The sequence below is a fragment of the Sporosarcina sp. P1 genome (genome assembly GCF_002743155.1).
GTDB lineage: Bacteria > Bacillota > Bacilli > Bacillales_A > Planococcaceae > Sporosarcina > Sporosarcina ureae_B.
This window is the reverse complement of the sequence record NZ_PDYS01000002.1, coordinates 69,946-94,912: the sequence shown is the minus strand read 5'-3', so window position 1 is coordinate 94,912 and position 24,967 is coordinate 69,946. Positions and strand designations below refer to the sequence as shown.

The 24,967-nt window shown below is 41.1% G+C and carries 26 protein-coding genes; 9 read left to right on the top strand and 17 right to left on the bottom strand.

What is annotated here, in order from left to right:
* Positions 1-120: 120 nt before the first annotated feature.
* The 5 genes from CSV73_RS03320 to CSV73_RS03300 all read right to left on the bottom strand — a co-directional run bounded on the left by CSV73_RS03320 (position 121) and on the right by CSV73_RS03300 (position 4,094).
* A complete protein-coding gene (locus CSV73_RS03320) occupies positions 121-756 on the bottom strand; it encodes a class F sortase (protein ID WP_099626647.1) in 636 nt (211 codons plus the stop codon).
* 40 nt (positions 757-796) lie between these two features.
* The gene (locus CSV73_RS03315) at positions 797-2,158 is read right to left on the bottom strand and encodes a copper amine oxidase (RefSeq protein WP_099626646.1); all 1,362 of its coding nucleotides are present in this window, start codon (positions 2,156-2,158) and stop codon (positions 797-799) included.
* A 180-nt stretch (positions 2,159-2,338) separates the two neighbouring features.
* Positions 2,339-3,052, bottom strand: coding sequence for an anti-sigma factor (locus CSV73_RS03310; RefSeq protein ID WP_099626768.1), 714 nt, complete (start codon positions 3,050-3,052; stop codon positions 2,339-2,341).
* Positions 3,045-3,608, bottom strand: a complete 564-nt coding sequence (locus tag CSV73_RS03305; RefSeq protein WP_099626645.1) for an RNA polymerase sigma factor — start codon at positions 3,606-3,608, stop codon at positions 3,045-3,047. The genes CSV73_RS03310 and CSV73_RS03305 overlap by 8 nt, the downstream gene beginning before the upstream one ends.
* A gap of 138 nt (positions 3,609-3,746) precedes the next feature.
* Positions 3,747-4,094 (bottom strand): DUF378 domain-containing protein, encoded by a 348-nt coding sequence (locus CSV73_RS03300; protein WP_085132190.1) that lies wholly within the window; start codon positions 4,092-4,094, stop codon positions 3,747-3,749.
* Between the two features lie 170 nt (positions 4,095-4,264).
* Here CSV73_RS03300 and CSV73_RS03295 point away from each other — a divergent pair, with 170 nt between their 5' ends.
* On the top strand, positions 4,265-5,182 hold the full coding sequence (locus CSV73_RS03295; RefSeq protein ID WP_099626644.1) for a patatin-like phospholipase family protein: 918 nt from the start codon (positions 4,265-4,267) through the stop codon (positions 5,180-5,182).
* 75 nt (positions 5,183-5,257) lie between these two features.
* Positions 5,258-5,413: a hypothetical protein gene (locus CSV73_RS16415; RefSeq protein WP_157111245.1), complete on the top strand. Its 156-nt coding sequence runs from the start codon at positions 5,258-5,260 to the stop codon at positions 5,411-5,413.
* 27 nt (positions 5,414-5,440) lie between these two features.
* Here CSV73_RS16415 and CSV73_RS03290 read toward each other — a convergent pair whose 3' ends face one another.
* Positions 5,441-5,668 carry a group-specific protein gene (locus tag CSV73_RS03290; RefSeq protein WP_099626643.1) on the bottom strand — a complete coding sequence of 76 codons (228 nt, stop codon included), beginning with the start codon at positions 5,666-5,668 and terminating at the stop codon, positions 5,441-5,443.
* Positions 5,669-5,805: 137 nt separating this feature from the next.
* On the opposite strand from CSV73_RS03290, the gene CSV73_RS03285 reads away from it, so the two are divergent.
* From CSV73_RS03285 to CSV73_RS03270, 4 genes are all read left to right on the top strand, one after another.
* Positions 5,806-7,161 carry a TrkH family potassium uptake protein gene (locus CSV73_RS03285; RefSeq protein WP_255397414.1) on the top strand — a complete coding sequence of 452 codons (1,356 nt, stop codon included), beginning with the start codon at positions 5,806-5,808 and terminating at the stop codon, positions 7,159-7,161.
* Positions 7,162-7,285: 124 nt separating this feature from the next.
* The gene (locus CSV73_RS03280; RefSeq protein ID WP_099626641.1) at positions 7,286-7,657 is read left to right on the top strand and encodes a GntR family transcriptional regulator; all 372 of its coding nucleotides are present in this window, start codon (positions 7,286-7,288) and stop codon (positions 7,655-7,657) included.
* Between the two features lie 5 nt (positions 7,658-7,662).
* Positions 7,663-8,520: an ABC transporter ATP-binding protein gene (locus CSV73_RS03275; RefSeq protein ID WP_099626640.1), complete on the top strand. Its 858-nt coding sequence runs from the start codon at positions 7,663-7,665 to the stop codon at positions 8,518-8,520.
* Positions 8,520-9,191, top strand: coding sequence for an ABC-2 transporter permease (locus CSV73_RS03270; RefSeq protein WP_099626639.1), 672 nt, complete (start codon positions 8,520-8,522; stop codon positions 9,189-9,191). Before CSV73_RS03275 ends, CSV73_RS03270 begins: the two co-directional genes overlap by 1 nt.
* A 118-nt stretch (positions 9,192-9,309) precedes the next feature.
* Here CSV73_RS03270 and CSV73_RS03265 read toward each other — a convergent pair whose 3' ends face one another.
* Together CSV73_RS03265 and CSV73_RS03260 are read right to left on the bottom strand one after the other, a co-directional pair.
* The gene (locus tag CSV73_RS03265; protein WP_099626638.1) at positions 9,310-10,764 is read right to left on the bottom strand and encodes a protein adenylyltransferase SelO; all 1,455 of its coding nucleotides are present in this window, start codon (positions 10,762-10,764) and stop codon (positions 9,310-9,312) included.
* Positions 10,765-10,984: 220 nt separating this feature from the next.
* Complete coding sequence (locus tag CSV73_RS03260) at positions 10,985-11,842, bottom strand: YitT family protein (protein WP_099626637.1); 858 nt, start codon at positions 11,840-11,842, stop codon at positions 10,985-10,987.
* Between the two features lie 163 nt (positions 11,843-12,005).
* Between CSV73_RS03260 and CSV73_RS03255 the strand changes: the two genes are divergently transcribed.
* The gene (locus CSV73_RS03255; RefSeq protein ID WP_099626636.1) at positions 12,006-13,793 is read left to right on the top strand and encodes a multicopper oxidase family protein; all 1,788 of its coding nucleotides are present in this window, start codon (positions 12,006-12,008) and stop codon (positions 13,791-13,793) included.
* A 40-nt stretch (positions 13,794-13,833) separates the two neighbouring features.
* Here the strand turns inward: CSV73_RS03255 and CSV73_RS03250 are convergent, their stop codons facing one another.
* Positions 13,834-13,986 carry a DUF3427 domain-containing protein gene (locus CSV73_RS03250; protein ID WP_255407849.1) on the bottom strand — a complete coding sequence of 51 codons (153 nt, stop codon included), beginning with the start codon at positions 13,984-13,986 and terminating at the stop codon, positions 13,834-13,836.
* 88 nt (positions 13,987-14,074) lie between these two features.
* Here CSV73_RS03250 and CSV73_RS03245 point away from each other — a divergent pair, with 88 nt between their 5' ends.
* Complete coding sequence (locus CSV73_RS03245; RefSeq protein WP_099626634.1) at positions 14,075-14,860, top strand: lantibiotic ABC transporter permease; 786 nt, start codon at positions 14,075-14,077, stop codon at positions 14,858-14,860.
* 106 nt (positions 14,861-14,966) lie between these two features.
* Here the strand turns inward: CSV73_RS03245 and CSV73_RS03240 are convergent, their stop codons facing one another.
* From CSV73_RS03240 to CSV73_RS03215, 6 genes are all read right to left on the bottom strand, one after another.
* Entirely contained in the window at positions 14,967-15,449 is a 483-nt protein-coding gene (locus CSV73_RS03240) for a glycosyl-4,4'-diaponeurosporenoate acyltransferase CrtO family protein (protein WP_099626633.1), read from the bottom strand.
* 38 nt (positions 15,450-15,487) lie between these two features.
* Positions 15,488-16,606: a glycosyltransferase family 2 protein gene (locus CSV73_RS03235; RefSeq protein WP_099626632.1), complete on the bottom strand. Its 1,119-nt coding sequence runs from the start codon at positions 16,604-16,606 to the stop codon at positions 15,488-15,490.
* Positions 16,607-16,639: 33 nt separating this feature from the next.
* Positions 16,640-18,142, bottom strand: coding sequence for a phytoene desaturase family protein (locus tag CSV73_RS03230; RefSeq protein ID WP_085132205.1), 1,503 nt, complete (start codon positions 18,140-18,142; stop codon positions 16,640-16,642).
* Positions 18,143-18,160: 18 nt separating this feature from the next.
* The gene (locus CSV73_RS03225) at positions 18,161-19,072 is read right to left on the bottom strand and encodes a phytoene/squalene synthase family protein (protein ID WP_232319129.1); all 912 of its coding nucleotides are present in this window, start codon (positions 19,070-19,072) and stop codon (positions 18,161-18,163) included.
* Positions 19,038-20,558 carry a phytoene desaturase family protein gene (locus CSV73_RS03220; RefSeq protein ID WP_085132207.1) on the bottom strand — a complete coding sequence of 507 codons (1,521 nt, stop codon included), beginning with the start codon at positions 20,556-20,558 and terminating at the stop codon, positions 19,038-19,040. The genes CSV73_RS03225 and CSV73_RS03220 overlap by 35 nt, the downstream gene beginning before the upstream one ends.
* A 391-nt stretch (positions 20,559-20,949) precedes the next feature.
* Positions 20,950-21,660, bottom strand: a complete 711-nt coding sequence (locus tag CSV73_RS03215) for a polysaccharide deacetylase family protein (RefSeq protein WP_099626631.1) — start codon at positions 21,658-21,660, stop codon at positions 20,950-20,952.
* A 175-nt stretch (positions 21,661-21,835) separates the two neighbouring features.
* Here CSV73_RS03215 and CSV73_RS03210 point away from each other — a divergent pair, with 175 nt between their 5' ends.
* Positions 21,836-22,372: an ECF transporter S component gene (locus tag CSV73_RS03210; protein WP_085132209.1), complete on the top strand. Its 537-nt coding sequence runs from the start codon at positions 21,836-21,838 to the stop codon at positions 22,370-22,372.
* Between the two features lie 185 nt (positions 22,373-22,557).
* Here the strand turns inward: CSV73_RS03210 and CSV73_RS03205 are convergent, their stop codons facing one another.
* Together CSV73_RS03205 and dapA are read right to left on the bottom strand one after the other, a co-directional pair.
* Entirely contained in the window at positions 22,558-24,048 is a 1,491-nt protein-coding gene (locus CSV73_RS03205; RefSeq protein ID WP_085132210.1) for an aldehyde dehydrogenase family protein, read from the bottom strand.
* A complete protein-coding gene (dapA, locus tag CSV73_RS03200) occupies positions 24,029-24,958 on the bottom strand; it encodes a 4-hydroxy-tetrahydrodipicolinate synthase (RefSeq protein WP_085132211.1) in 930 nt (309 codons plus the stop codon). The genes CSV73_RS03205 and dapA overlap by 20 nt, the downstream gene beginning before the upstream one ends.
* Positions 24,959-24,967 lie beyond the last annotated feature (9 nt).

The following is a 24,967-nucleotide window of genomic DNA, read 5'->3' as shown; positions in this document are numbered from 1 at the left end:
GGACTATCACCTCTTGTACCTTCTTATACATTAGACTCTACAACAGCTAAAAAGTTCACATGATTTTTTATTTATTTTATACAAAAAAGGTGCCTCCTCTTACTAGGCACCTTGCTATACTTATTCTGTTCCTTCCACTAATTCAGTATAGACGACCAGACGATCATCATGCGTTTTAGCTTTGCGATCCCACGATCCCGTACATGAAATTAAATTCAATCCACTACCATACGTGAAGCCAAAGATCGCATCAACCGGCGCATCGGTACGCGGATACGCGATCTTTTTCACCACCGCAAAGCGTATTATCTTCCCGTCTTTACCATGTATGAATACTTCATCGCCAATTTCCATCTTATCCAACTCATAAAATACGGCAGGGCCCGTCTTTGAATCTACGTGACCTGCAATAACCGCACTCCCCCTACCACCGGGCTTCGTCCCCGGTGAAAACCAGCCTGCCTGATCGGGGTCTTGCGGGACGCCCATCTGGCCATTATCAAGACGTCCTACTTCTTCAATTGTAGCCTTGACGTCGAGCGAAGGAATTTCAATTACTTTCGGTTCGATTCCAACCCGTTTATCTTCTAATGAAAATTCCTCCGCCGTACGTAAGGGAACAATCGGCATATCTTCCACCTCAGCTACTTCGGCAGAGGAAGAAGCCTCTACAACTTTTTCTTGCGGCTTTGCATTGGGCTGAGCACAACCAGCCAACATCATTGCCCCAATGAATATTTGTATATATAGTTTCATCGTCTAAACGGCTCCCTCCTGGACAAAGTAGTGTATTCTTTTATTGCTGTTTCGCTGTTTTTCTACGAATCATGACAATGGATGTACTTACGATGAAGATCATGCTCAACGTTACCCATAACACCGTATAATCCGTTTCTTGACTCATACCGCCCATTCCCGTTTTTGGCATATCTGCTGGCATTGCAGAAGCAAACTGATCTGGGAACTGATCGACAATTGCACCGGATAAAGCTGTTCCTACACCAAACATATGACTGTATGCTTCGTGGATATTGTCATATGTTGCCCCGTAGTCCTCGTCTACATAGCTATCGAATGCCATTAATAATTGATCGACGTGCATCTTTAAGCCTTCTTCAAGATCTGCTGCTTTCAATCGACCTTCCGTTGCCGTATCCAAAAATGCAGCTTGTGTTACACGATAGGCATCCAAATCTGCCATGGCCTTATCTTGTCCGGCTTTATCCTCTTTCGCTGTTGCTTGTACATAATCGACAAAGTAGCCAATATGACTGCTCCAGATTTCATTGAACTGTTTTGCCCCTTCAGCTCCGTATACAGATTCAACGGATTTCGTTAGATCTTCTGTATTCGTGTTTAAAATAGCTGCAGCTGCGTCAAAGTCTTTCGCGCCGTCAATTCCCTTTTGCATAGCGAGTATTGCCAAAGCTGCGTGCGTAGAAAATTCATTGTTTAGTGATTCGCGTAAATCTGCAGCTTTCGTGTCTACAGATAGATTGTCGAATTTCTCAGGGAACTGGTCTGTGATCGCCCATGATAGACCTTTTCCTGTTCCGAACATGTGATGCATAGATTCCTTAAGACTTTCATATGCCTTATCGTAATCTTCTGCTCCATAGTTATCGAATGCCCAGATCAACTGATCAACGTGCATTTTCAAGCCTTCTTCTAAATCCGATGCCTTTAGACGATTCTCCGTAGCGACAGCCAAGAAATCTGCTTGCGTGACGCGATATGTGTCTAGATCTTTAAGCGCTTTCTTTCTGCCTTCTTCATCTTTCTCAGCTGTAGCTGTAACATAGTTGACGAAATAGCCAATATGGCTGCTCCAGATTTCTTTGAATTGTTCTCCTGCTTTGTCGCCGTAAACAGAACCTACCGCTTTCGACAATTCATCTGTATTTTCTCCAAGTTGTCCGGCAGCTGCTTCAAAGTCTGCTGCACCATCCAATCCTTTTTGCATCGTCACGACGGCCAAGTAGGCATGCTCTGAAAGGATACTTTCAAGTGTTGCTCGTAAATCTACTGCTTTGTTCGATACAGCTTCAGATACTTTTCCTCCGTGTTCGTGTTCTGCTGCGCTTGTCAGAATCGCTCCTGTTGGAAATAGTAGTGACACGCTCAATGGAATAGCTGCCCATGATTTTTTAAATTGCATAATCAATCGCTCCCTTATTCGTTTTTGTTATACAGCTAACGCAACGAATATAAAAACGGATCACTTTTCCTTAAAAGTTTTTTAAAAACTTTTAAAAGACTATACATACAGCGTTTAATACTATATGAAAAAGCCTGAATCCATCACTTTACATGAGGTTTCAGGCTTTACTTTTATCTACTATATTCCACCGGCCAATATAATCTGACCTTCTGGCGCTGAGAGGTTCGGTTCTTTTTCTATCGTGATCGCAACAGTATCCCATGTTCCGGAAAGATTCGTGAGTGGGTGGCTCACAGTTCCCGTACCCGTTTCATTAGGTTGGACGATTCCCGCTGGATACGGCTGATCGCCTTCTATCACCCAGACTTGATATAGTTCATCTTTAGAGAGTGTTGGTAAATCTGTGGCATCGAGTAGCAATACATTTTGATCGCCATCCGCTATTAACATTGCGACTGCGGATGCACTCGTACCTTCTTGTGGTGCCAGTATACTTTGGCCAATCAACTGGATCTCACTCTGTGCTATTTCAGGTTCCTTTTGTGTTTCTGAAAACAGGAAAGCATTTGCAACAAGTGAAGCAAATAACCCTGCAGCCAGTACGGTTGTCACAGGACCCATACGTCGACGACTTTTTTCTTTAGTCGGCATTGTTACAAATTCGGCCTCTGCTGGGATGTCAGGAAGTGAAGCAAATATACGCGCTTTTAAATCTATTGGGACTTCCACAGCTTCTGACTCATACGGTAGGTTTTCCGTTAACATCTCCCACTCCATTAATTCTTCTTGACAGGATGGGCACTCAATCAAATGATCTTCAAATTGTCTCATCTCGTCTTCAGTCAGGGTACGATTGAAATAGTCAATCAACATATGACATGATTTATTCATTCGAAACCCCTCCTTCCTGATCAATAATTCCTTTTAAATGTTTAAGTGCTAGCCGAATCCTACCTTTAACTGTTCCGAGTGGCAACTTACAGTGTTCGGCAATTTTACTTTGGCTGAAACCTTTAAAGTAAAATAAATCAATGATTTCCCGTTGCTCTGCGCGTAGCTCCGCAATTGCTGTACGGATCACTTCACGCCGTTCATTCCATTCAGCTGTAACTTCTGTGGATACGGTCTCTTCCGTCAGTGAGTCTTTATCCAATATGGGTTCATACGCATGACGTTTAGACTTACGAAGCTCGTCTATCGATTTATTTCGTGTTACTGTCAAAAGCCAAGATGAAAACTTTCCTTTTTCTTCAGCATATTGATTTGTTCCATTCCACAACTTTAAAAAGACGTCTTGTGTCACTTCCTCCGCCATGGTGCGGTTATTAGTCATTCGATAGGCAAATGAAAAAACCAATTTTTCATAGCGGTCATATAATTGTTCAAATGAATGCCGATTGTGAGCAACTGTTTGATAATAGAGTTGTATGTCATCCGGTTCGGTCATAAAATTCTCCTTTTTACAGGCTTTTTCTTTTTACCTTACCACAGACAATCGAAGGACATCATTTACTAGACTCCTAACATTTCTAAAAGTATAAAAAAGAGGCGTTCCCGTTATTATGCTACGAGAACGCCCCTTTTATTATTCTTTAGGATCTTCAAGCGACCGATCCACTTTTTTACGCTTCCCCTTCAAATCCAGTTCTTCCCCAAATTCGGTGTTATAATTCACATTCCGAATTCGATCAAACTGCTTATGGGGCTCTACTTTCTCATCCACATCGTCAATAATCTCTTCATTCGATTTAACTAAGAGTCCAATCGTTGCCAATCCGCTCAGTCCCACAATGGCATAGACAATCTTCGCAAGAATCGTGTTTTGTCCTCCAAATATACTGGCAACCAAATCAAAGTTGAAAAATCCGATCAGTCCCCAGTTTAGAGCACCAATAATGACTAATGTCAGTGCAATTCGCATAAATACGCTCATGTTGCACACCTCCTCCAACAATCTATAATCGAATCCTGTACATGTTTGTATAGATTCCTTATTATAGTTCACCGAAAGAGAATTTTCATACATTTCCACATAAGTATTGTTCTATTTCTGTTACGGAAACCTTACAGTGATAGACCAATAAAAATGAAAGCAGGGATACTGTGCGGATAAATGGTGTGTTTTCAGGCGGCGGATTGAAAGGTTTTGCGCTAGTCGGAGCAGTTCAGGAGTTGGAGAAACAAGGTTATCGTTTTGAAAACGTAGCTGGCACAAGTGCAGGTGCAATTGTTGCAAGCTTCTTAGCAGCCGGCTATACAGCTGAAGAAATCGAAGTCATGTTGGCTGAAGAAGATTTCCAAGCTTTGCTGGATCCGAGAAAGACCCTATTACCATTTCCCTTTATGAAATGGGTTTCACTTTATTGGAGAATGGGTTTGTATCAAGGAAAGGCGTTGGAAGAATGGTTTTTTGATAAACTCGCACGAAAAGGTTGTTATGCATTCGGAGATCTTCCGAAAGGCGCGTTAAAATTAGTGGCATCTGACTTAACAAATGGCAAGATGATGGTATTACCTGACGATTTAGAGAAATATGGATATGATGCTGACCGATTTTCAATTGCGAAAGCACTGCGTATGAGTTGTGGTATTCCCTACTTTTTTGAACCCATACGTCTCGATGCACCAAAAGGACCTATTGTAGTAGACGGCGGTGTATTAAGTAATTTTCCGATGTGGATTTTTGATGAAGATACATCGTCCCATAAACGACCTGTAATCGGGATCAAGCTAAGTCGCAACCAAGATGAAACACCCGGACGCACCATTCGAAATGCCCTGCAATTATTTGAGGCCTTATTCTCTACAATGAAGAACGCGCATGATGAAAAATATATCTCGAAGCAACATGTGCAAAACATCGTCTTTATTCCCGTAGAAAATTATAGTGCCACACAATTTGATCTAAACGAAGAGCAAATGGAAGACTTGCTATCAATCGGACGTAGTCGTACCAAGGAATTTCTGCTAACTTGGTCGCCAGCAAATTCTAAGTTAGTCAGCAACCAAAATGTTATGTAAATGAAACATTTGACATAAGGCCAGTTTAAAACGCTGTCGTGGCGGGTAAATTGACTTACAAGGAGGGTTGCAATCATGACCAACTACCAAGAAAGTTCTATTTTTATCCGAGAGCTTGAACTACTCAGTGACGAGTACTATACTGCACCCGACGATATCAAAACTTATATCCTACAAGATATTGAGTTACTTGAATCTGCGATCTCCCTTTTACAAAGTGACGTACAGTAATTACTCATCATATAAAGTGTATTTCTCTCAAACAAAGAACTGTCGCATCTTACTATTGCGTTCTGCGCGTTCTTCTCCCGTTGCCAAGTCATATTTTTTTAATAGATGAAATACTTCATTCAATGTTTCCTGACTCAATGGCCCATTCAAAAATACCTTACCACTTTCTATGAGCTTTTCCGGTATTACTGATTGTTGCTCATTGAACATTTTGACAATTTCTTGATGCATGTGATCAATCGTACATTTGCTCATTTACATTCACTTCCTTAACTGATAACATATCACAATATTCGGTAAACGTGAAATAAAGACTTGTTGCCTATATTGAAAGAGCTGCAGGTCTTTTTGTGATTTGTTCATATAGTACCCTTCAATGGAAGTGGTTTTGCATTCAATGTACGGGAGATGAGCAGCATATGACAACTAATTATAAAAAACGAAGAACTATTTCTCCACCTGCACTTATTGCTTTGTCTTTCGCAATTACTATTATGATTGGCACATTACTTCTGAAACTGCCTATCGCTACACATGTTTCGATTAGCTGGACGGATGCCTTTTTCACCGCTACTTCCGCCACCACCGTTACGGGTCTGAGTGTATTCGATATTAATACTTCACTGACTTTATTTGGTGAAATCGTTTTACTTTTGCTGATTCAAATCGGAGGCGTGGGGTTTATGGCATTTGCTGTTGCCTTGCTGATGATTCTTGGGAGAAAAATCGGCATGAAAAACCGGATATTTATTCAGGAATCGTTCAGCTATCAGTCCATTGGGGGTACGATCAAATTCTTGCGTGAAATTTTATTGTTCGTTTTCTTTGCGGAAGGTATAGCATTTATAGCTCTATCATTCTTCTGGGTACCTGAATTTGGATGGAAAGACGGTTTATATTACAGTGTGTTTCATGTAGTATCCGCATTTAATAATGCCGGTTTTTCCATATTCTCCGATAACTTAGTGTCTTTTGCAGGAAATCCACCTGTCATCCTCATCTTATCTAGTCTTTTTGTTATTGGTGGCATTGGTTTTATAGTTGTGATGGACGTATGGCACAAACGTTCTGTACGGCAATGGGCTTTGCACACTAAGATGATGATTTTTGGCACATTGACCTTGAATGCGATTGCAACATTGTTTTTGCTTATTCTAGAATTTCACAATGACAAAACCATTGCTGATTTGAGCTTTTTGGATAAAGTATGGACTTCCTACTTTCAGGCCGTTACACCAAGAACAGCGGGATTTAATATAATGAATGTCGGTGATATGGAAGAATCCTCGTTGCTCCTCACTCTTCTTCTTATGTTTATTGGGGGTGGAAGTGCTTCTACAGCTTCGGGAATTAAACTAACAACATTTATGGTTATTATATTGGCCACACTTTCTTATTTTAGAGGCATAAAAGAGCCACATATTTTTAAACGCACAATTAAAGCGGAAATCATTGTACGCTCCATGGCGATCGCCGCAGTGAGCTCCTGTGTGATTTTCACCGCATTGTTTTTATTATCCATCACAGAAAAGATCCCTTTCTTGCCTGTATTATTTGAAACCATTTCAGCTTTTGGCACAGTTGGATTATCCATGGGAGTTACAGACGATTTTAGTTCTGTAGGTAAAGTCATACTCTGTATTGTCATGTTCTTAGGACGAATTGGCCCATTGACATTGTTTTTCTTACTGATTCGAACTAAAAAAGAATCGTATCATTTTTCATATGACCAAGTGCAGACAGGTTGATTGATAGTAACTGCTCATATCGAAAACCCTCCAGATTTTACTCTGGAGGGTTTTTTATAGTTGACTCAATTGTTACAACTGTATATACTGTGCATATACAGTATAAAGGAAAAGGGGTGATGTATTGAATATTGTCATCTCCAATTCGGTGAACCAACCGATTTATCTGCAAATCAAGAATCAGTTGAAAGAGCAGATTTTATTGGGTGCACTGAAGGAGAAAGAAGCACTACCATCCATACGTAAACTAGCGAAAGACTTGCAGATCAGTGTCATCACAACGAAAAAAGCTTATGAAGAACTGGAACGGGATGGACTTATTGAGACTTTTCCAGGCAAAGGATCATTTGTTGCTGCGCAGAATCACGAGCTATTGAAAGAAGAACAGTTAAAGAAAATTGAAGAACAGCTAATGAATGTTATTGAGGACGGTCGAGCATTTGACATAAGGCTTGAAGAGATCATTCATATGCTGACATTGCTATATGAGGAGTGAAAAGAATGGAAAATATAGTGGAAGTACGGGATCTGACGAAACAGTTTAAGGGCTTTGCACTGAACAATCTCAACTTCGATATTAAAAAAGGGTTCATCACCGGATTCATCGGGGCAAATGGTGCTGGAAAAACAACGACAATCCGTTGCTTGATGGATTTAATTCGAAGTGAACAAGGAGAAATACGAGTATTTGGCCAATCACATGATAATCATACGGCAGAGATTAAGGAACGCATCGGTTTTGTTTATGACGCGGATTACTATTATGAAGACCTGACTATCGAGAAAAACAAACGGATTCTCGCTCCCTTCTACTCGCAGTGGGATGACGAACTATTCTATCACTATCTCAGGAAGTTCCAGCTGAATACTGCTAAACGTATCAAACACTTGTCTAAAGGAATGCGTATGAAGTTTTCACTTGCGATGGCACTCTCCCACCATCCTGACTTTATCATCATGGACGAACCGACAGCTGGGTTGGATCCAATTATCCGTCGCGAACTGCTTGATATGATGCAGGATCTCATACAAGACGAGAAAAAAGCTATCTTCTTCTCCACACATATTACAACTGATTTAGAGAAAATAGCAGATTTCATTGTTTTCATTCACGATGGTCGGATTATCTTTCAAGGCGAGAAAGATGAATTCACTGAACGTTATGTATTAATAAAAGGTACAACTGACCAGCACATTCTACTTGATGGATTACCTGTGATTGGACTGCGCACTACAGATGTCGGCTTTGAATGTCTGGCGGATACTAGTGAGATTGCCTTAGACCGTCTGCCGTCATTACTCTTTGAACAACCAACACTTGAAGACATTATGTATTACACAGGAAGGAGAGAGCTCTAATGAATGCTTTGATTCGGAAAGAGTTATATACGCAAAAGGTAAGTGTCTACTTTTTGGCAGCGCTGTTTTTCATAGCATTTACAAACTTTTTTACAGACGGCCAACCTGTGCGCCATGTCTTACTTCTGATTTTCGTTGCTTATTTCATAGCCATTTCAACCAGCAACAAAGCTTTTGAGAAAGAATCTGTATTAATCAACAGCCTGCCCGTCACAAGAAAACAATTTGTCCTGGCTAAGTATGCAGCTGGTTTCATGTGGTTTGGTTTATCAGCGGTAGTCGTGCTTGTCTATATCTTCATGTTCGATACATTTGCTCCATTTCCTACACGAATGATGACAGTAGCTGAATTACTCATCGCACTCGGATTCTTTTTCATAATCATTTCCTTATTTTATCCACTGCACTTCAAAGCAGGCTACGTGCTGGCAACTTCTTTGACGATTATATTGCCCCTACTAAGCATGATGTCGTTTAGAATCATATTGAATATTATGGAAAACCCAAGAATGGTTGCAGAACAAACATTCTTCCTGCAAACCGCAGACCTCATTACTATGAATCAATGGACAATCGCACTCTCCGTTCTACTAATCAGCGCCTTACTGACATGGTTATCCATTCTGTTATCGATCCGAATTGTTCACAAAACAGATTTTGATCATGCGTAATTTTTTAAACCAAATAATTTTTGAAAATAAAAATCTCGACTAAGTAAGTTTTGACCTTACCTCCACAAACATGAGATGCCCCATTGAAGTGTTGTCACTTTCAACAGGGCATCTCATGTTATGTTCCGCAATACGTTTGAAATGCAGTTCCGTCTTCAGGAGGATTCACGTATTCTTCTTGTTCTACTGTATAGGCATATGGATTTTCGAGAACGGCAAGCAATTTTACAAAAGGATGCATATCTCCAGCCTCTGCCGCCTTCAATGCTTCTTCTACGCTATGATTTCTTGGAATGACGGATGGGTTATGCTGCTTCATCAATGCTTCTACTTCTTGAACGTCTAGCGTCTGACGTTGTAGTCTCTCTATCCATCGTTCTTTCCACGCTTTAAACTCCCGTCTATTGAACATGTCCTCTTGTTTTCCGAGTGTCAATGAACGGAACGTGTTTGTATAATCAACCTGATGAGTTTCCATCATGGCAAGCAAGTCTTTTATCAATGTTTCATCGGCTTCTTCTTCATTGGACAGACCTAGTTTACAGCGCATACCACCCAGCCACTCCGTCATGTACAGTCTTGCAAATTCAGCAAGCTTGCTCTCTGCCAGCGCTACGGCTTCTGTCTGTTCTTCATGAAGCAATGGCACAAGTGTTTCTGCAAAACGAGTCAGATTCCACTCTGCGATACCTGGCTGATTGCGGTACGCGTAACGTCCTTGCACATCAATGGAGCTAAAGACCGTTTGAGGATTATATGTATCCATGAACGCGCACGGACCGTAGTCAATCGTCTCACCGCTAATTGCCATATTGTCCGTATTTATCACACCATGAATAAAACCGACAAGTTGCCATTTCGCGATCAAAGATGCTTGTCGGCGTATTACCTGTTCAAGCAACGCAAGATATGGCTGGCTATCCGAAGCCGCTTCCGGGAAATGACGTGCAATCGTGTAGTCCGCAAGTTCACGCAAATCCGCCACTACTTGTCTGGCTGCCGCGTATTGGAATGTCCCAACGCGTAAATGACTCGAAGCCACTCTTGTCAGCACCGCTCCTGTCAAAGCCGTTTCGCGTAAAACAGGTTCTCCTGTCACCGTGACAGCTAAACTGCGTGTGGTGGGGATATTTAGTCCATGCATTGCTTCGCTAATTAAATATTCACGTAACATTGGCCCGAGTGCAGCACGTCCGTCTCCACCGCGTGAATAGGGCGTCCTTCCAGATCCTTTTAACTGAATATCTACCCGTTGCCCTCCTGGCGTCAATTGCTCTCCCAACAGCATAGCGCGTCCATCACCTAGCATAGTGAAATTACCGAATTGATGACCTGCATAGGCTTGAGCAATAGGGTCCATTGCTTCAAGTCGTTCATTTCCAGCAAAAATAGCGATCGCTTCTTCCGAATGTAATTGGTTTTCATCGAGTCCCAGCGATACCGCTAGTTCCTCATTAGTCAGAACCAGTTGCGGTGAGCTGACAGTATTTGGTTCCACTACTGTGTAAAATGTTTCCGGTAATTCACGATAACTACACTCAACATTCCAACCCATGCTTTGATTATGTCTCATATGTTCCCCATCCTTCCCGTATGATGCCCTAGTATGATCGTATTGTGCTCTATATTAATTAATTCTCTTCCTCTATCCAGATGCATGTATTGTATCATTTCGGTGATCGGCCAGCCAAAGCATTCGAATTACTGAAGTCCCTCAAACAGCCGACCACTTTGAACCAGTATAATCATAAAAAAGCTATCCAAGACATCATTTGATGTCCAGGACAGCTTTTTCAATTTGATTTTGCGAGTGAAAATCCTCTACCAAGGATTTCCGAAGCATTTAGAAAGACCACAAATGCCTGAGGATCTTCTTCTCTTAAAATCTTCTTCAAATAAATTGCTTCCGGTTGCTCTACCACACATAAAATCATCGTCTTCTCTTGATTGGCAAAGCCACCTACCGAACGAACTTTAGTCAAACCACGATCAATTTCTTCTTTAATGATCGTCTGAATACGTTCTTCATTATCCGTAATAATTAATACTAGTTTCGATTGAGATGTTTGTAACTGCACAAAGTCAATCACTTTACTCGTCACAAAAATGGCCATCATCGCAAATAATGCCAATTCCAGATTAAATACGATAGCAGATGCAATCACAACGAGTCCATCTACGAGCAATTGAGCATAACCGCTAGATAGACCCGTAAACTTCTTAACAATCTGCGCAACGGTCGCAAGGCCCCCAGTCGATCCATTTCCTCGATAGACTATACCAAGTCCTACTCCCAACATAATCCCTCCATAGATTGCTGACAATAAAGGATTGTCAATTGTTGAAGGTATTCCAGCAGTCAGCCAAATGGTTAGCGGTACAAAAAATGTACCTACTAATGTTTTCAGACTAAAATCCTTGCCAAGAAGCAGTAAGCCTATAAAAAATAATGGGATATTAATGAGCCATTGAATAAAAGCTGGTTCAATTCCATACATTTCATACAGAATGGTACTAATTCCAGATACGCCGCCAGCTGCAAGTCTTGCTGGTAAGAAAAATATATTAAAAGCTAATCCGACTAATATGGATCCGATCATAATCCAAACGTATTCTATCAGTAGCTTTTTCCTTGGTGAACGGGTTTTCATTCATAAAACCTCCCTTTCTTGTTGAGCGAAAAGCACGTTTGCTATTTTACATCAAATTTCACAAGATGAATAGCCTAGCCTATCAGTAGTTTATAAGCATAAGTGGTACCTCCCGTGCATCTACTAATTCTGATAGTAAATCCACCTGGAAGGAAGAGATGTATTGAAATTAACACCGTTCATTGATCAATTACCTATTCCTCAATATCTTACTCCACTTGAGAGACATAAGTGCTTATCGTACTATGAAATTGGAATGAAAGAGTTCTTCCACGAATTCCATTCAGAGTTGACACCTACAAAGATTTGGGGATATGAGGGGCAATTCCCTGGTCCACTCGTCAATGTGAACAGTGGCGAGTGTGCGCATATCAAGTGGAAGAATGAACTGCCCGACAAACATTTCCTACCCATTGATAGAACGCTCCACGGTTCAAGCGAACATATGCCAGATGTTCGTACAGTCGTTCATTTACACGGAGCGGAAGTTGAGCCCGAAAGTGATGGTCATCCTGAAGCATGGTTTACGAATAACTATCATACAGTGGGCGCATTATTTGACTCACCTGTTTATAAATATAATAATAATCAGCGTGCCGCCACACTTTGGTACCATGATCATGCGGTCGGTATTACCCGTTTAAATGTCTATGCTGGTCTCGTCGGAATGTATATTATTCGTGATGAAGAAGAACGCAAGTTGAATCTCCCTTCTGGGGCATATGAAATTCCACTCATTATCGCTGATCGCGGCTTTAACGAAGACGGTACCTTATTTTATTCAGATACAACCAATGTGAGGCCAGGACCTGTACAGCCTGGGTTGACATTCCCGCATCCATCCGTCACACCTGGTGAAGCGTTTGAAAACATCACAGTTAACGGTAAAGTATGGCCTTACTTAGAAGTAGAGCCGAGAAAATATCGATTCCGCATATTGAACGCATCAAATGAACGCTTTTACAAAATGAACTTATCAAATGATCAGAAAATCATACAAATCGGTTCAGATGGTGGATTATTGGAAACGCCTGTATATATGGATGAGTTAACAATTGCACCCGCTGAACGTATGGACGTAATTATTGATTTCTCCAAACTGACACCCGATGATACGATCGTATTAGAAAATACTGCAGCCACACCGTTTGATTTCCCACCGCCAATAGGCACTCTTCCTGACCCTGAAACCGATGGACAGATTATGCAATTTAGAGTGGTTGAATTAACGGCACCAGATACGAGCAATGTCCCGGCTATACTCAGTATTATACCTAAACTACGGGAGTGCGACGCTGCTCAAATACGTGATATTACATTGGATGCAGACATCGATGAATATGGTCGTTTAAAGTTCTTTTTTAATAATAAAGGTTTCATGGAACGAATCGATTTCAAACCTAAACTGAATGATACAGAGATCTGGCGTATCATCAACACGGCTGGCGCAACGCATCCTATACACATCCACTTAGTCCAATTCCAGATTCTCGACCGTATCCCATTTGACGCTCAAGGTTTCACAGCGAATGGATTACTCAGTTTTACCGGTCCACCTGTACAACCTGACGTCAATGAACGAGGCTGGAAAGACGTCGTTCAATCTCCACCTGGATTTGTTACACGAGTCATAATGCGTTTTGCTCCATTCATCGGTCGCTACATGCTTCATTGTCATATTTTAGAGCACGAAGATCACGATATGATGCGGCAATTCGAAGTAGTTGAGCGCAAATGTGAATGCAAAAAATCCTGTACATGCAAGAAGCATAAAGTAAAACGTAAATGTGAATGCAAGAAGAAGTGTACATGTCGCGGCAAGTGTACATGTAAAAAATCCTGTACGTGCAAGAAAAAGAAATCCAATCACCGACCGAAAGAAGAACGTCAGCATAAAAAGTGCCCTACGTGCCCTCCTTGCTCCGAGACGTATCGTTGCGAATGTGAATGAAGGAAAAAGAACCCCACGAGATTATATCTCTCGTGGGGATTTAAGCTTCTATCAAATAATCATAGAGTGTATTTTCTACTGGGTGTTCCATCACCATGTTCATATGGACAACAGGCAAACGCTTCCCTTTACCGTCTATCATATAGTCTTCTACAACACTTCGTTGATCGGGTAGACCTTTACCCAAGTAAATGAAGAAAGCTCCCCATGTTTCACTCCGCAGTAAATCAGGAATACTTAACTATGGACTACACTATAATTAAACAAAGTGGGGTGAGGAAATGAAACAAGAAAAAACATCTGTACTTTTACGCATAGCTATTGTTATTACTTACTCAATTATGATCCTAGCTAACGCATTGGCCAATATCCTTCCTCTAAATGGACAAACGACAGGCGAACTATCAGATAAATACGGGAATTTATTTGCACCGGCAGGATTTACTTTTTCCATTTGGAGTCTGATCTACTTATTGTTACTGCTTCATGTCTTCTATCAACTTGGCCTTTTCCAAAAGAAGAAAAATCCAAAACTTCTTAGTCAAGTAGGCGTATGGTTCTGTATCTCCTCAATATTGAATGCAACGTGGATTTTCTTGTGGCATTATGAATATCTGTTACTTTCCGTTATAGTCATGTTACTCATGTTACTGACATTAATAAAAATCAATACCGTCACATTTGACGCTTCGTTAACTCGTAGAGAAGTGTTCTTTATTAAACTTCCATTTAGCGTCTATTTCGGATGGATTACAATCGCTACCATTGCAAACATTACTGCTTTTCTCGTTTCTATTGAATGGGGTGGATTGGGTTTATCTGACGTCACCTGGACGGTGATCATTTTATTCGTCGGAGCAGCTATCGGGATTTTAACTACTATTCGACGTCAAGATATAGCCTATGCCCTTGTATTGATCTGGGCGTATTATGGCATATATTCAAAGCACACTTCAGAAAGTGGTTTTAATGGAGAGTATCCTTCAATTATCTTATCTATCTTAATCTGTTTGGGTCTTATAACTTTGACCACTGTATTCGTTGCAGTAAAAAAGCTGCGCAAATAAAAAAGCGCAAAGGAATAGGCAATTGCCTCTTCCTTTGCGTCAAATATTCGTGCTATCAGGTCGTGTTATCATACAATACCCAATACTTACATACTACTACAAAAACTTATCGTGATGAATTTAACAGCCTTTCCAATCGGGGACGATTAAATCGTTGCACTACGATTAATGGCACGTTAAACAGTACAGCATAGGCAATATTTAGCCAAGCAGCCCAAACAGGATTCCATAGAAAGAAGACAAACCCCGGGAAGATGGACAGCCAATGCACACACTCTGCTCGTCTGGATTCTAACAGAAAGTCATAAAGCGATGAAGCATCGGCCCCGTGTAACTGACTTTTATTATAACCGTTCGAAATGAATAACGTGCCATCCGGGATATACCCCTTCCACTTCTTCACGCGGAATAAACGTTGCCAAATTCGTCCTTCCTGTTCCCAAGGAAAAGCTTTAAACAAGCGTTTATGCTGCGCAAACCAATCGATAGGAATTCGCTGCGCCGCCATCGATATGGATAGATGAAAGATCACCCATGCTACTGTGTCTACAATGATGACCCACAGTAACGGTAATTCGATCAGCGGCATCCCATCACCTCCTTCATTGGTTTCTATAACTTTCGACCTCAAACATTAATGTTCCGTCCTTTCCATTGTACACTGCCTTTTCGTTTTGATAGATAAAGTGAATACATGAATATCAAAATGAAGACGATCAATAATAACGGATACAGTGGAAATATCCACCAAACAAAACGACCGACACGTCTGGAAGCGATCACTAATTCCATCGCGTATAACGTATATAAACCAATAGACACCCCTAGCCAACCTGTCGAACTAAAACCTGAAGCAACCAGCATCATTGGAGTAATGGATGCACCTGCCATCCAAATGTAAATTAGCCCCATAACAAGTGGTAGCGTTGCTGTAGAACCGCTTGCCATGCTTTTAGAATAGCCTTGCACCATGTCGGACAAGCCTCCGGGATACATACGTAACCACGCAATTCCTTTACCGCCAAAGCAACGCACAGGCAAATCGTGTTCTTGAAATGCCTTCCCTAGCGCCAAGTCATCCATTACGGCTCCACGTACGACCGCATGTCCGCCAACCTGTTGATACTGTGCCTTTTCACATAGCAAACATGGCCCGAATGACCCCCCCGCTTTTAAACGGTTTCCTGCTATTGTAAAGACGTTCATCCCTACCATTACAATGAGCGGAAAGAGAAATGCTAGTTGCTCATACCATTTTTCTGCATAATGATCTGGCTGTAATGACAAAATACCACGGCTCCCCATGGATTCAAATGATGCTATATAATTCGACAAACTGTCTGGATGCGTAAATACCGTATCTGCATCCATAAATAACAATAGTTTATTTTCCGCTGCCAATGCGCCCGCCCAGCAAGCCGCAGATTTTCCAATCCAGCCGTCTTCCAACAGCTCATTTGAGATCACGGTTGCTCCGTAAGAACGCGCCAACTCTCTCGTTCTATCTGTAGATCCGTCATCTACCACAATCACTTCATATGTTACATATTGCTGACGAACAATTGATTCGAGTAACGGTTTCAGACGAAGTTCTTCATTTCTAGCCGGAATAATAATAGAGACGGAAGACGTTGAATTGCCCTTATCTCGTATAATGGGCACTCGCCAAAAGACCAGTACCCCGCACAATAGACCAAGGAGTGCTACGACAAGTGCTATTGACAGTAAAAGTACAAAGATGTCCATCGCAAAATCCTCTCCCGCCTCATTTCGTTACGACTATGAACGTTTCTCCAAATCACGTGTCAGAATTTTATCACATACTTGTTGACCGCTTAACGTCACCATGGGCATACCACCACCTGGATTAACTGTGCCACCGACAAAGTACAGATTATCAAAGCGTTCACTTTGCTTCTGATGTTTGAACCCTTTGTTCTTCTTTTTATCCGACACGGTTCCATAAATTGAGCCGCGGTGTGAACCATACGTGCGTTCAATATCATGGGGCGTCCATACATCGCGCGTCACAATATTTTCCCGTAAACCTTCAAGTCCCATACACTCTAGCTTTTTCAGTACATTGTTTTCCAACTTCAAATAATCAGCTCGCGTAAACGGGTTATCTTGAATATACGGAATATGCGGTAAAATTTTCAAGTTTTCATGACCGGGTAACGTCTGTGAAGGATCTGTTTTATTCGTATTGACGAGATAAATCGTAGGATCGTCAGGTAATTGTTTCTTTATAAATACTTTATCCATTTGCTTTTTTAAGTTTTTGGAGAAAAAGAAGTTGTGATGATTAAGTTGTGGATAGCTCTTCTTGACGCCAATATGAAGAACTAAACCTGAACTGGATGGTTCAAATTTCTTCTCAAGTTTTTTCGTGAACTTCGGATCACTATCGATCATCTTCTGATAAAACGGAATTACTTCCATATTGGAAACAAAGTAGTCTGCTTCTACTATTTCCCCGCTTGCCAGTTCCGCACCAATAACTCGGTCGCCTTCTGCCTTCATTTTCCGAACACCCATCCCTGTATGTAGCTTGACGCCTACTTCTTCCGCCAGTTGAACCAGTGCATTGGCTAAATGATGCATTCCACCAGGCACATACCAACAACCTTGAGCATGTTGCATGTAGACCATCATATTCAAAATAGCGGGTGCATCGTAAGGAGAAGAACCAACATATTTAATAAAATACGATAGCATATCGCGTAGATGGGGGTTACGTACACGCTCGTCAATTGCCTCATGCACAGTAGAGAACAGGTCAAAGCCTTTAATGGACTTTAGCGCGCCATGATGTTTAATTACTTCATATGTCGAATCTAATCCCTCTTTGAAGTAACCCGCTTCTGTCATGTCATATAGACCTTTAGAGTAGTGCAGGAACTTCTGATAATCTCTCATATCTCTGCGTGATAAATGAGGATTCATCTGTTCCATCTTTTGCAAGTCACCATATAAATCAAGCACTTTTCCATCAGGGAAAAAAGAACGCCATTCACGTTCCAATCTGTGGATTTTAACGTAATCTGACATACGCTTCCCACTGTCCGTAAATAACTTCTCGAAAATATGCGGCATCGTCAATATGGAAGGACCCAAATCGAAACCGAAACCATCTTGCTCTAAGCGATTTAACTTTCCGCCCAGATGATTGTTTTGTTCATACAAGGATACGGAATAATCACGTTGGGCTAATGATATTGCAGCTGATAGTCCCCCTAAACCTCCCCCGATCACAACTACGCGTTTTTGATTGTCCAACATAAAGGTCCACTCTCCTTTTTACAAGCTTGCACGGGCTACCAGCTTGGTCATTTCGACCGCCGACACGTAATTTTTCTGAGTAAAACAATCATATTCACTTTTCCGTACACTGTTTAAAATTCCTCTGTAGATATACGCTGAAGATAATACAGGAAAACGACTATCTTCATCGAATTCTCCAATATGCTGTGTAAAATTGTCATACAGGAACTCCGCACGCTTCGCGAGATATTCCCACATAGTCACAAATCCTTTTGTGACTTGACCTTCAGACAATAGCAACTCGTTGTACTCATAACGTTCCATTTCATCTTGTGGTAAATAAATACGACCTATTTCGCGATAATCTTCACCAACATCGCGAAGAATATTTGTCAACTGCATCGCAATCCCAAGATCTTCCGCCGCGCGATTCAAGTTAGCTTTCGTATTACTTGCGATAATTGGTAACAGCATCTTTCCTACAGAACCCGCTACATATTTACAGTACGTTTCCAATGAACTTAGATTCGGTGGCCTCATAAAATGAATATCCATCCGCTGCCCTGTCAGTTGCTCGTAAAACGGTTGTATATCCATATCGAAGCGGTTGAATACATCGCGCATAGCCCTCCATAATGGATGATCTACATCCTGACCTTTTGCAAAATGAGTGAGCTCATCCAGTAACCGATCTAGCGCAATTAGTTGTAATCCACTTTCCCTATTTTCATCCACACTATCATCTGCAATCCGACAAAAAGCGTAGATAGCATATACTGCACGCGCTTTGTCTTCGGGCAGATTGGAAAAGGCATAATAAAAGCTCTTTGAATGATACTTAATGATCTTTTCACAATAAGCATAATCTGAAGCAATAGTCGTTGGCCGATTGGTCAGCATATGAATTCTCCTCTCAAGTTGCTTGGAATAATATACCTCTGTCGTCATGCATAAGTTCCTCTGTCGCAATTCGCGCCGAAAGGAGAACAATTGGTACGCCTGCGCCTGGATGCGTACTACTACCAGTAAAGTATAGGTTTTCACAGTGTGTCGCTTTGCTTTGTGGACGTAAGTGATTACTTTGGCTAAGTGTTGGTTGCAATCCGAATGTTGCACCATTTTGTGCGTTGAAACGTTCTTCAAAGTCTTGTGGTGTCATGAAACTTTCCGATACTATTTCATTTTCCACGTTTTCAAAACCTTTTACTTTCTTCAATGCTTCAAGGACATAGTGGCGATAGTGCTGGATTGTTTCTTTATCCCAGTCGTATTGTGAACAAGAACGATCCGAAACCGGTACCAGAATATACAAACCGTCTTTACCTTCCGGTGCCAAAGTCGGATCCAATTTAGAGCCAATATAAACATAGAATGATGCTTCTTCTAATTTCTTTCCGGTGAAAATATCATCCAAGTTTTCTTTTAACTTTTCATTGAAAATAAAGTTGTGAGCTGTCTTTACTTCTTCATATTTCTTATCCATTCCTAGGTACATCAAGAAACATGAACATGAGTATTTCATATTATCAATTTTTTTATCTGTGTATTTCCCTTTAGACGGAACATCTTTTACCAAGTTTTTCATCGCGTAAGGGAAGTCGGCATTACACATTACATAGTCTGATTCAATAAATTCACCAGCTACTTGGATTCCTTTTGCTTCTCTGTTTTCGATAACAATCTCTTCAACTGACGTGTTGTAATGTACTTTTCCTCCAAGTTCTAAGAATAAGCGCTCGAGCGATGATGCCATCGTATACATTCCGCCTTTAATAAACCATACGCCGTAGAGAAATTCGATCATTGGAATCATCGTATATAATGACGGACCACTATACGGAGAAACGCCAATATATAATGTCTGGAAGCTGATCATCTGCTTCAGACGTTCATCTTTAATGTACTTGCTCATAAATTCATCTGCGGTGTCAAATGTCTTCAGCTTTAAACCTTGTTTAAGTACGGATAAATTGTAGAAATCTGATGGTTTACGGAATGGTTTCTGCAAGAAATGCTCTTTCGCAACAAGGAAGCGTTTATAGATGACCTGTAGGTATTCAAGGAATCCTGCTGCATCATCTTCACTTATCCCTTCAAAGACTTCTATTAATTTTGATAATTCCGCGGAAATTTCATAGTGATCTTGCGGTTTATCTCCAAAATATACGCTATACATAGGATCCAACCGTTCCATTGGAATATAGTCGTCCGGGTCTTTTCCGCATAGGTAAAATATTTCTTTATACAGATCAGGCATCATAACAATTGTCGGCCCTAGATCAAATTGATAGCCGTCTTGTTCAATACGGTGCATCTTACCTCCAGCCATGGATTCCTTTTCAAAAAGCTCTACTTGATAACCTGCGTGTTGAAGTCGAATAGCACTGGCTAATCCTGCTACACCTGCCCCAATTACATGTACTTTTTTCTTCATTTTCAACATCTCCTCACTTCTATATCGAAACAAACCTTATACAAGAATACATATTAAATGGAATAATAGCGTTTTTATATAAATAACCTTATACAATGGTTATACACTATTATTGAAACTTACACAAGCGATAGAATGTGTGTTTTAAAAATTACGCGAAAATGCCTCTAATCTTATAAAAGATCAGAGGCATTTCTGTATAATCATAAATGGATTTATATAGGTATAGACTTGTAGGAACTTGCTTGATTACGCAGTAAGACGTATATAAGGTTAAGAGAAAGTTAGTGTTTATCGATATTGTAGTGAAATGTTTTCTGCTTTCAAAAGCTACTGCATTTATGAAAGACAAAATGGATATTCAGTTAAACATGCACAAATCATTACCCAGCTACCGTTTAAGACCATTGACGGGTACGAATTCCACACCTTCCGCCACAGCCTCTTCCAAGTATATAGATAGCCTGTCCAACATGTAGGCTGGTGCTTCGTCATCTGCTCCTCGGTTGGTACCGTCGTCATGCAATAGTACAATAGAGCCTTCAGCTGGTGTGTTGCGCAAACCTTCTAGTAATCCTGATTTACAACTCTCTATTTTCCAGTCTTGAAAGACATGTGACCAAAGTATAATTTGATAGGGTTTGGTGACGAATAGTGTTGCAGCATTCAGAAGGCCCCATGGCGGTCTGTATAATATTGGCGATTCACCCGTAACATTAACGATGGCACGGTGAGTTTCTTTAATTTCATGTGATAGTTGAGATGGTGTTAATAGCCAGCTAGATGTGTGGCGATCATGATGAATACCGATTTGATGGCCTTCCTTATGCATACGTTCGACAACGTTGGGATACTGCCGTACGTTCTGACCTAATACAAAAAATGTTGCTTTGATTTGATAGCGTTTGAGTAAATCAAGCAGTTGCATTGTATACACAGGATGGGGACCATCGTCAAACGTTAATGCAATCCCTTTTCGTTCATCTAACTGTTGCGTGATACGATAGCGAGTTTTTCGGATCAACGCAGTTGCTCCCATGCCATAGGCGAAAGGAAGAAGTGCAATTACTCCTGCGATCCAGGCTAAATTCTGTTTTTTCATACTAGTCCACTTCCTTTTTCTTTAGTATAGAGTGTATGTGTTCATAATTCAAAACTATCTCCATGTGTTTATTTATATCTGACCACTTAAATTAATTATAAATTGACTCTTTTTAAAGCATCAGATTGCCTTTATTCTAAATTTACTACTTTTATACGTGAGGAAGGTTCAGATCATGCAAAAAACACAGAGCTATCCAGCACAACGAACGAAGACGTTTGATCTAATATTGACGTCCATGCTTGCATCACTCGTGTTCGTCGCTACGCTTTTACTTAATATTAAGCTGCCTCTAGGAAACGGTGGATTAATCCATCTCGGTACCGCCATGTTGTTCATTGTCTCCATTTTATTTGGACCGAAGAAAGGTATGATAGCAGGAGCTGTCGGAATGGGCTTGTTTGACCTCGTCAGTGGATGGGCATTATGGGCACCTATCACTATCCTGACACGCGGCTTGCAAGGGTATATCGTAGGTAAAATTGCTTGGTCAAACGGTCGTAAAGGAACAAGCTTTAAGTTCAATCTACTCGCCATGCTAGCGTCCATACCATTCACTATTGCAGGCTATTATATCGGAGAAAGTATTCTGTATAACAGTTTGATCATCCCGCTCGCTTCCATTCCAGGCGACCTGGTTCAATGTGCAGTAGGAATCGCCATTGCCGTTCCCGTCTGCGCTATGTTAAAAAAGGTTTCGCTATTCAAATAAATAATATAATCATGATCCGCAGTATTTCACACGCTACTGTTCATTTTAAATCCCAAAGTTCACTTCATTAGGTGATGATCGTCAAATATTACCAACGTGTATAAATATGAAAACAGCGGTTTAGGACAAAAGAAATAACCTGTCTGGAGTGATCCTAGACAGGTTATTTCTTTTGCCGCTTTATATTACTGCTTCATATTCACGAATACACTTTTCACTTCCGTGTAATTCGCTAAACCATATTCTCCGCCCATTTCGCGGCCAATACCCGATTGCTTATAACCACCGAATGGCATAGTCTCCCACTCAAGGCCGAAGTCATTTATCCAGACAGTACCAGACTGCAACTTGCTTGCGATATAATGTGCTTTTTTGACATTTTCTGTCCACACACTTGCCGCCAAGCCATATTCACTATCATTAGCACGCTGAATTGCTTCTTCTACTGTATCAAAGACGAATAGTGATAAAACAGGACCAAAGATTTCTTCACGAGCGATTGTCATATCATCTTTCACATCTGCAAACACGGTGGGTTGTACGAAGAAACCTTTTTCATGCGCTTTTTCGCCTCCGGCTACTAGACGTGCACCTTCCTCTTTACCTTTTTGGATATATTCCAATACTGTTTTCTGTTGCTTAGCAGATACGAGCGGGCCCATTTCCGTAGATGGATCCATTCCTGGTCCCACTTTCAACGCTTTCGCTTTAGTAGCTAACGCTTCAACAAATTGATCATACAAGCTGCGATGGATATACGCGCGAGTACATGCACTACAGTTTTGTCCATGATTGTACATAGTTCCTGCAAATACACCTTCGATAGCTTCTTCCACATCTGCATCTTCCAATACGATAGAAGGTGATTTCCCACCAAGTTCAAGTGTGATGCCTTTCATCTGATCTGCAGCAGACTTCATTACTTGTTTCCCTACTGCAGTTGATCCTGTAAATGCTACCTTGTCTACCTTTTCATGTGTGATTAAAGCATTACCTGCTACACTTCCGGCACCTGGTAATACGTTAACAACACCGTCCGGGAAGCCGGCTTCTTTAAATAGGCGAGCTGCATAAAGTAACGATAATGGTGTTTCACTTGCTGGTTTGATAACTACTGTACAGCCTACTGCGAGCGCAGATCCAAGTTTCCACGCCGCCATTGCTAGAGGGAAATTCCAAGGAATTACTTGCCCTACCACACCAACTGGCTCATGCACGATATAGTTAAGGTAGTCAGGAGATACTTGAACAGTTTGTCCAGTAATCTTTGTTGCCCAGCCTGCATAGTAACGGAAATGTTGTACAGTACCGTCTACGTCGTCAGCCAATGCCACTTCGTATGGTTTGCCGTTGTCTAATGCTTCAAGCTGTGCCAGTTCTTCACGATTCTCGTCAAGTAAATCTGCAAACTTGTAGATCAAGTGAGAACGTGTTGCCGCGTCCATCTTTGTCCATTCCCCTTCATCGAATGCTTTACGAGCAGCTTCTACCGCTGTATCGACATCTTCGGGCTGTGCTTCACTTACTTTGGCGATGACTTCTTCCGTTGCAGGATCAACTACATCAAAAGTTTTCCCGCTTTTCGCTTCTACATACTCTCCATTAATATAGAGTCCTTTTGTATGTTGTAAAAATTCCTTTACTTTAGGTTTTAGATCATAATTTACTTTCAGCATTCGTTACTACCTCCAATTCTTTTTTCAGTACGCCTAATCCATCCATCAAATCTTTAAGTTTTTGATCTTCTTCTTCATTTAATGGCAGACGTGGCAGACGGCAAGGTCCTCCTGCACAACCTTTAAGCTCCATTGCGCGTTTTGCGATTTGTACATATTTACCCGAACCTTCTAGGAACTCACATAGAGGCAATAATTCATCGTATAACTTCCACGCTTCATCCATATTTCCGTCCTGCAAGGCATTATACAATTTCATCACATGACCCGGTACGATGTTTCCTGAAACGGAAATCCATCCTGTTGCACCAACTAAGAATGATTCAATCGCCAAGTCTTCTGAACCACAGAATACTTTTAGGAACCCTTCGCCTTGACGTGCAATATCGCGAGCTTTACCGATTCCACCGCTAGACTCTTTGATATGTGTAATATTTTCTACATCGCGACCCACACGCAAAATCGTTTCTGTGCTGATGTCTACGCCAGATGTGAACGGGTTGTTGTAAATCATAACCGGTATTTTAACGGATTCAGCTACCGCTTTGAAGTGTTCGTAGATTTCATCCTCTTTTGGATGAGCATAATAAGAGTTAATCAATAATGCTGTGTGCGCACCTGCTTTTTCCGCCTGCTGTGTATATTCAATTGCATCCGCTGTTGTTTCAGCCGCTGTACCCACGATCAACGGAACGCGGCCATTGATTTGTTCCACTGCTACTTCTACTGCTTTGAAACGCTCTTCTTTTGTTAAACTTACGAATTCTCCTGTACTTCCGTTAATCGCAATTCCATTAACGCCTTCTCCAATAAAATGCTCAATATTATTACGGAACCCGTCCCAATCAATCTCTTTCTGATTTAACATCGGTGTTACCAATACTGGAAAGATACCTTTTACTTCTGTCATTTTAAATTC

Coding starts and splice junctions, on each gene's coding strand:
- CSV73_RS03320 (WP_099626647.1), bottom strand. CDS start 756: ATGAAACTATATATACAAATATTCATTGGGGCAATGATGTTGGCTGGT.
- CSV73_RS03315 (WP_099626646.1), bottom strand. CDS start 2,158: ATGCAATTTAAAAAATCATGGGCAGCTATTCCATTGAGCGTGTCACTA.
- CSV73_RS03310 (WP_099626768.1), bottom strand. CDS start 3,052: ATGAATAAATCATGTCATATGTTGATTGACTATTTCAATCGTACCCTG.
- CSV73_RS03305 (WP_099626645.1), bottom strand. CDS start 3,608: ATGACCGAACCGGATGACATACAACTCTATTATCAAACAGTTGCTCAC.
- CSV73_RS03300 (WP_085132190.1), bottom strand. CDS start 4,094: ATGAGCGTATTTATGCGAATTGCACTGACATTAGTCATTATTGGTGCT.
- CSV73_RS16415 (WP_157111245.1), top strand. CDS start 5,258: ATGACCAACTACCAAGAAAGTTCTATTTTTATCCGAGAGCTTGAACTA.
- CSV73_RS03290 (WP_099626643.1), bottom strand. CDS start 5,668: ATGAGCAAATGTACGATTGATCACATGCATCAAGAAATTGTCAAAATG.
- CSV73_RS03275 (WP_099626640.1), top strand. CDS start 7,663: ATGGAAAATATAGTGGAAGTACGGGATCTGACGAAACAGTTTAAGGGC.
- CSV73_RS03270 (WP_099626639.1), top strand. CDS start 8,520: ATGAATGCTTTGATTCGGAAAGAGTTATATACGCAAAAGGTAAGTGTC.
- CSV73_RS03265 (WP_099626638.1), bottom strand. CDS start 10,764: ATGAGACATAATCAAAGCATGGGTTGGAATGTTGAGTGTAGTTATCGT.
- CSV73_RS03260 (WP_099626637.1), bottom strand. CDS start 11,842: ATGAAAACCCGTTCACCAAGGAAAAAGCTACTGATAGAATACGTTTGG.
- CSV73_RS03245 (WP_099626634.1), top strand. CDS start 14,075: ATGAAACAAGAAAAAACATCTGTACTTTTACGCATAGCTATTGTTATT.
- CSV73_RS03240 (WP_099626633.1), bottom strand. CDS start 15,449: ATGCCGCTGATCGAATTACCGTTACTGTGGGTCATCATTGTAGACACA.
- CSV73_RS03235 (WP_099626632.1), bottom strand. CDS start 16,606: ATGGACATCTTTGTACTTTTACTGTCAATAGCACTTGTCGTAGCACTC.
- CSV73_RS03230 (WP_085132205.1), bottom strand. CDS start 18,142: ATGTTGGACAATCAAAAACGCGTAGTTGTGATCGGGGGAGGTTTAGGG.
- CSV73_RS03225 (WP_232319129.1), bottom strand. CDS start 19,072: ATGACGACAGAGGTATATTATTCCAAGCAACTTGAGAGGAGAATTCAT.
- CSV73_RS03220 (WP_085132207.1), bottom strand. CDS start 20,558: ATGAAGAAAAAAGTACATGTAATTGGGGCAGGTGTAGCAGGATTAGCC.
- CSV73_RS03215 (WP_099626631.1), bottom strand. CDS start 21,660: ATGAAAAAACAGAATTTAGCCTGGATCGCAGGAGTAATTGCACTTCTT.
- CSV73_RS03210 (WP_085132209.1), top strand. CDS start 21,836: ATGCAAAAAACACAGAGCTATCCAGCACAACGAACGAAGACGTTTGAT.
- CSV73_RS03205 (WP_085132210.1), bottom strand. CDS start 24,048: ATGCTGAAAGTAAATTATGATCTAAAACCTAAAGTAAAGGAATTTTTA.
- dapA (WP_085132211.1), bottom strand. CDS start 24,958: ATGACAGAAGTAAAAGGTATCTTTCCAGTATTGGTAACACCGATGTTA.